Here is a 5,676-nt window from a genome sequence, read left to right on the forward strand (position 1 = left end):
TCCCTAAAGATACGAAAAATTAGGGAGACGGGCAAGTCCTGACTGAGCGAAGTTTGGGCTTGCCCGATTTTTTTGCAGGCACAAAAAAGGCCATCTCAAATTATATTTCAATTTGAGACAGCCTCGTTTTTTGTATCTAGGTGTTTATCCCTCTATAGGTTATAGTCGCTGAAAAATAGTAGATTTAAATGACTGTATAACTATGACGGTGAATTGTCTGTAAATTGACAAGAATGAATCATGGGTAAATTCTTTTATAATTGGGCTTGAGGCTTAATATTGATTTTGCGAAATCTAGCACACTATTCTCGCCATATTAACCATCTCTTTTTATGTGTGATTGGCGATATTTGTCTTTAAATTAAGAATGAAACGTCATGAAGCAAGAAACTGTGAACTCACGCCCTCAGAAGGGAAATCCGTTTGTGACCTTTTTATGGGTCATATTGATTGTCTTATTTTTGAATTGGTTGATTTTCCCGAACTTGACGGGACAGAAAATCAAATCCACAGATTATGGAACTTTCATAGAGAAGATGGAGGAAGGGTCGATAAAGGAGGTGATGATTAAATCCGGACAGATTTATTTTACGGTAGCCGATAAAGGAAACGTCACGACTTATCAGACTGGAGAAATAAATGACCCTCAGTTGGTAGACAGGCTACTGAAGGCAAAAAGTCCGAATGAGGATGGTAAAGTAGCTTTTACAGAGATAGTTCCTGAAGAAAATTCTCCTTTTTTGAATTTTATCTTGATGTGGGTATTGCCGGGGCTGTTGTTTTATGTAATAGGGAAGCGAGCTAGTCGAAGTATCCAGGCCCGTATGGGAACTGGAGGTAATTTTATGTCATTCGGGAATGGAGGGGCCAAGATTTATGCGGATGCAGAAATCAAGACGACATTTGCCGATGTGGCCGGACAAAACGAAGCGAAAGAAATGCTGAAAGAGATTGTGGAATTTCTACATAAACCACAGAAATATACGGATATAGGTGCTTCGTTACCTAAGGGAGCTTTGTTGGTGGGGCCTCCGGGAACGGGAAAAACGTTGATAGCACGTGCGGTAGCCGGAGAAGCAAAGGTACCTTTCTTTGCTATCTCGGGTTCCGAGTTCGTGCAAATGTTTGTGGGAATGGGAGCCGCAAAAGTACGCGACCTTTTCAGGCAGGCAAACGAGAAAGCTCCTTGTATTATTTTTATTGATGAGATAGATGCCATTGGCAAACGACGGGACAGTGGACTGGGAGGAAACGATGAACGGGAACAGACATTGAACCAGTTGCTGACGGAGATGGATGGATTTGACGGGCGGAAAGGAGTTGTGATATTGGCAGCCACGAATCGTCCGGAGGACTTGGATAAGGCCTTGCTTCGCCCAGGACGTTTTGACAGACGTATTCAAATGGAATTACCCGACCTGGAGGGACGGAAGGCGATTCTGAACGTACATCTGAAGAAGGTAAAGCATGAGACGGTAGATATAGATATCGTGGCTCGTGCTACGGCGGGTACATCGGGTGCAGAATTGGCCAATATTGTCAATGAAGCGGCATTGAGGGCGGTTCGTATGGGAAGAAGTGAAGTGACTACCGAGGATTTGGAAGAAAGTGTGGAAACCGTGATAGCGGGTGCACAGAAAAAGGGAAAGGTTGTTTCTGCGGAAGAGAAGAAAATCATAGCCTACCATGAAATAGGACACGCGTTAGTGGCTGCCATGCAGAGCCACTCGGCACCGGTACATAAGATTACGATTATTCCTCGCACTTCGGGAGCACTCGGATATACCATGCAGGTGGAGAGTGGGGAACAGGTATTGATGAACAAGGAAGAGTTGTTCAATCGGATTGCAACCCTGACAGGTGGACGGACGGCAGAGGAAGAAATTTGTCACGTTGTGACTACGGGGGCTTCAAATGATATTGAGCAGGCTACTAAACTGGCCCGTGCAATGGTCACTCGTTATGGAATGAGTGATAAATATGACATGATGGGACTGGAGACGGTGAATAATGTCTATTTGGGAGGAGATACTTCGCTCACTTGTTCTGCTGAAACGGCAGCCAGCATTGACCAGGAAGTGCTTGAAATGATTCAGAAAGCACATGAGAAATCACGTCGCCTCATTCAGGAAAATCTGGATGTGATGCATGAGGCAGCTTCTTTCTTGCTGGAAAAAGAAACCATTACCGGTGAGGAGTTCATGCATATTCTGCATCAGTCGGGTAAGCTGTAATGGCTGGTGATTCTTTTGGGGGGAGAAGCGTAATAAAGAGGTGGGAAAGAGAAAGCCTGAGAAAAAATTACGAAGGCGGAAATAATAGAAGGGATGAATGAAAAGAGGTGCGAGATAAAATCTTATTTTTGTCACCGACAAAAGAATGATGGTTGAACCTTTCAAATTCATATTATTATGATAGCACCTGTTTATGCTGCAGCAGAAAATCGCTACGAGTGTGGCATGCAATATCGGCGTGCCGGACGGAGTGGGGTGATGCTGCCCGCCATTTCACTGGGATTATGGCATAATTTCGGGGACGTGGATACACTCTCACTCAGCCGGAAAAAATTGCATTATGCCTTTGATCATGGAATTACACACTTTGACTTGGCCAATAATTACGGGCCGTCGTATGGCTCGGCCGAGGAGACTTTCGGACAGATAATAAAATCGTCATTGGCTCCTTACCGGGACGAACTGTTTATTTCTACAAAGGCGGGACACGACATGTGGCCGGGTCCGTATGGCAACTGGGGTTCCCGCAAACATTTGATGGCCAGCCTGGAACAGAGTCTGAAACGGATGAATCTGGAATACGTGGATGTGTTTTATTCGCATCGTTATGATCCGGAAACGCCGTTGGAAGAGACGCTTCAGACGTTGGTGGATATCGTACACCAAGGGAAGGCTTTGTATGTGGGCCTGTCCAAATATCCCCTGGAAGCCTATTTGTTTGCCAGCCGTTTCTTGAAAGAACGGGATGTGCCGTGCCTGTTGTATCAGGGACGTTACAGCATGCTGGTACGTGAGCCGGAATCTCAAGGAATCTTGCAGGCGGTCAGAGAAAATGGGGCGGGGTTTGTGGCCTTTTCTCCTTTGGCGCAAGGCTTGCTGACCAATCGTTACTTGCACGGCATTCCAGAGGATTCCCGTATTGCCCGTGGAGGCTTCTTGAAAAAAGAGGCACTAACGCCGGAAGTCTTGAGAAAGATTCAGGCATTGAACGAACACGCACGCTTGCGCGGACAATCGTTGGCCGAGATGGCATTGGCTTGGCTGCTGAAAGATGCGTCGATCACTTCCGTGTTGGTGGGAGCCAGTTCGGTGGAACAATTGGGTGATAGCTTGAAGGCGCTGGACAATCTTTCGTTCGAGGAAGAAGAGCTTCAGCGTATTGAAGAGATTCTTGCGTAGGCTTTTAATCTCGTGTGTTTGAGGAAGAAAGAGAAATGTAAAAAAGTGGGCTGTCTGTTTGTTAAAACTATTTAATTATAGACGGCTCACTTTTTTGGATATGAACATTCCTTTAAATTTGCTCCTTTGAAACACACTCGTTTTTATATATGGATGAAATAATCATTATTATCGGGTTGATAGTACTGAACGGTATCTTCGCCATGTCCGAGGTGGCATTAATATCAGCCCGAAAATCCCGGTTGTCGACCGACGTAAAAAAAGGTAATAAATCTGCTCGCGTAGCATTAAAACTGGCAGGGGACCCAGATCGTTTTCTTTCTACCGTCCAAATTGGGATCACATTGATAGGTATTTTGACCGGTATTTATTCGGGAAATAAAATTGCGGTCGATTTGACCAATGTACTGGTTTCGTGGGGAGTATCTTCTACTTATGCATCCGGACTGGCACAGGGGATTATCGTTGTCATCGTTACTTATCTGACCATCATTTTTGGGGAGCTGGTGCCGAAGCGTATCGGTATGAGTATGGCCGAAAGAATGGCCAAGCTGGTGGCCCGTCCGATGAATGTGCTGGCCAAGATTGCCTTGCCGTTTGTCTGGTTGCTTTCGAAGAGTACCGAATTGATTTTCAATTTGCTGAATATTAAGGAAACCGATAATAAGGTGACGGAAGAGGAAATCAAGTCGATTATCAAGGAAGGGGCTGATGATGGAGAAGTGCAACCTGTGGAACAGGACATTGTGCAGCGTGTATTTCTGTTGGGTGATTTGAAGGTCGGTTCCATCATGACGCACAAAAGTGATATTGTTTCACTGGAAAGCAACATGACGGCTTCCGAAGTGAAGGAGGTGCTGGTGAAAGAGCTGTATGAGTTCTACCCGGTGACGGAAGATGGGGACTTGGATAAGGTGAAAGGGGTGGTGAACCTGAAAGATTTGGTTTTGCATCTCCCTGAAGAGGATTTCAATTTGTCTGCCTTGACGCATGAAGCTACGTTTTTCCATGAGAATATGAATGTATATAAGGCATTGGAACAGATGAAGGCGCAGAAAATAAGTCGCGCGCTGGTTTGCGATGAGTTTGGTGCCTGTGTGGGAATCATTACTTTGCGCGATATTCTGGAAGGACTGGTCGGTTCGATGGATGATGCCGGAGAAGAGCCGGATATCATCAAGCGGATTAACAAGGAAGGATGGCTGGTCGACGGACAGTGCCCGTTGTATGATTTCTTGTGTTATTTTAACCGACAGGATTTGTTAGAGGACGTGGATTACCATACAGTAGGAGGGTTGATTCTGCAATATTTACAGCATATCCCTCAAAGCGGTGAAACTTTGGAATGGAATAATTTTGTTTTCGAGGTCGTAGATATGGATGGAGCTCGAATCGATAAAGTATTGGTGACGATTCCGTCTTCAGAAGAAGAGGGTGAATGTGAGTTTTGATTTTGCATATAATTCGTGACTGAAAGGCTTTCCGGGCTTAGGCTTTGGAAAGCCTTTTTTGTTAATGGGATTGAATATAACGGGATTCTTGGTTAATATGTGTTGTAAAACATGATTTTTCAGCTGTTTCTTTTGCGGTTTCAACCGGAATGTTTACTTTTGCACTGTGTTTTTCATAGTATTAGATTTAAGGTTAACAAAGGTTGGAGTTCAGCGGAACTCCTTTTTTTATGTCCTTACGTGAGGTCTTCTGTTTTCAATCCGCTTTTATCTTCCTGGTTTTCTGTAAGTTTCCCCTCAGACTGTTTACCTTGTTTTTCCGTATGCGGCTTTTCTGTTCTTTTCCTGTAAACGGTCCGTTTGTTTTTTCCTGTGTTTCGTATTCTGAAAATGTCGGCAGGATAACCTCTCTTTTCCTTTATGTTTTCTATGTTTCCGGTGTGTAAACCGTAGGTTTTCCTGCCTGGAACCGTAGGTTTCCACCGGGTAGAACGTACGTTTTCCGGCAAGGAAACATAAAAAATGCGGGCCGTCCTGTGTAAAAATGTCCCTGCGATGCGGGATTTCCGTGACGTCATTTGCCCTGCTGCATGGAAAAATCCCGGTTCTGTTTGTGGACATGTAGCTCCGTTTCCAGTTTTTCCGGAATTTTTTTCGGATTTTTTGCCTTTCGGGGGAGGAATTTTGGCCGGGATTTCCCAGCTGGGTGAAAAAAATGGTCGCCGGGTTCATTTTTTTCGTCTTCCGGCTGGCGCAGAACTGGCCGTTTTCGGGAAATTCTTGTCCTCCGGTTGGCAAAAAACGGCGATTCC

The 5,676-nt window shown here is 45.0% G+C and carries 4 protein-coding genes; 3 read left to right on the forward strand and 1 reads right to left on the reverse strand.

Annotation, left to right across the window (positions count from 1 at the left end; all coding sequences use genetic code 11):
* Positions 1 to 377: 377 nt before the first annotated feature.
* The 3 genes from ftsH to OCV81_RS17445 all read left to right on the forward strand — a co-directional run bounded on the left by ftsH (position 378) and on the right by OCV81_RS17445 (position 4,864).
* A complete protein-coding gene (gene ftsH, locus OCV81_RS17435; protein WP_148331104.1) occupies positions 378 to 2,234 on the forward strand; it encodes an ATP-dependent zinc metalloprotease FtsH in 1,857 nt (618 codons plus the stop codon).
* A gap of 177 nt (positions 2,235 to 2,411) precedes the next feature.
* On the forward strand, positions 2,412 to 3,413 hold the full coding sequence (locus OCV81_RS17440; protein ID WP_148331105.1) for an aldo/keto reductase: 1,002 nt from the start codon (positions 2,412 to 2,414) through the stop codon (positions 3,411 to 3,413).
* A 149-nt stretch (positions 3,414 to 3,562) separates the two neighbouring features.
* Positions 3,563 to 4,864: a hemolysin family protein gene (locus OCV81_RS17445; RefSeq protein WP_148331106.1), complete on the forward strand. Its 1,302-nt coding sequence runs from the start codon at positions 3,563 to 3,565 to the stop codon at positions 4,862 to 4,864.
* Positions 4,865 to 5,438: 574 nt separating this feature from the next.
* Here OCV81_RS17445 and OCV81_RS17450 read toward each other — a convergent pair.
* The coding region (locus OCV81_RS17450; protein ID WP_262640538.1) for a hypothetical protein at positions 5,439 to 5,676 on the reverse strand (238 nt) is incomplete at its 5' end.

The sequence above is a fragment of the Phocaeicola fibrisolvens genome (assembly GCF_025567125.1).
Classification (GTDB): Bacteria; Bacteroidota; Bacteroidia; order Bacteroidales; family Bacteroidaceae; genus Phocaeicola; species Phocaeicola fibrisolvens.

What these genes read in the sequence shown, in the direction of transcription:
- OCV81_RS17440 (WP_148331105.1), top strand. Translation starts at nt 2,412, where the DNA reads ATGATAGCACCTGTTTATGCTGCAGCAGAAAATCGCTACGAGTGTGGC.
- OCV81_RS17445 (WP_148331106.1), top strand. Translation starts at nt 3,563, where the DNA reads ATGGATGAAATAATCATTATTATCGGGTTGATAGTACTGAACGGTATC.
- ftsH (WP_148331104.1), top strand. Translation starts at nt 378, where the DNA reads ATGAAGCAAGAAACTGTGAACTCACGCCCTCAGAAGGGAAATCCGTTT.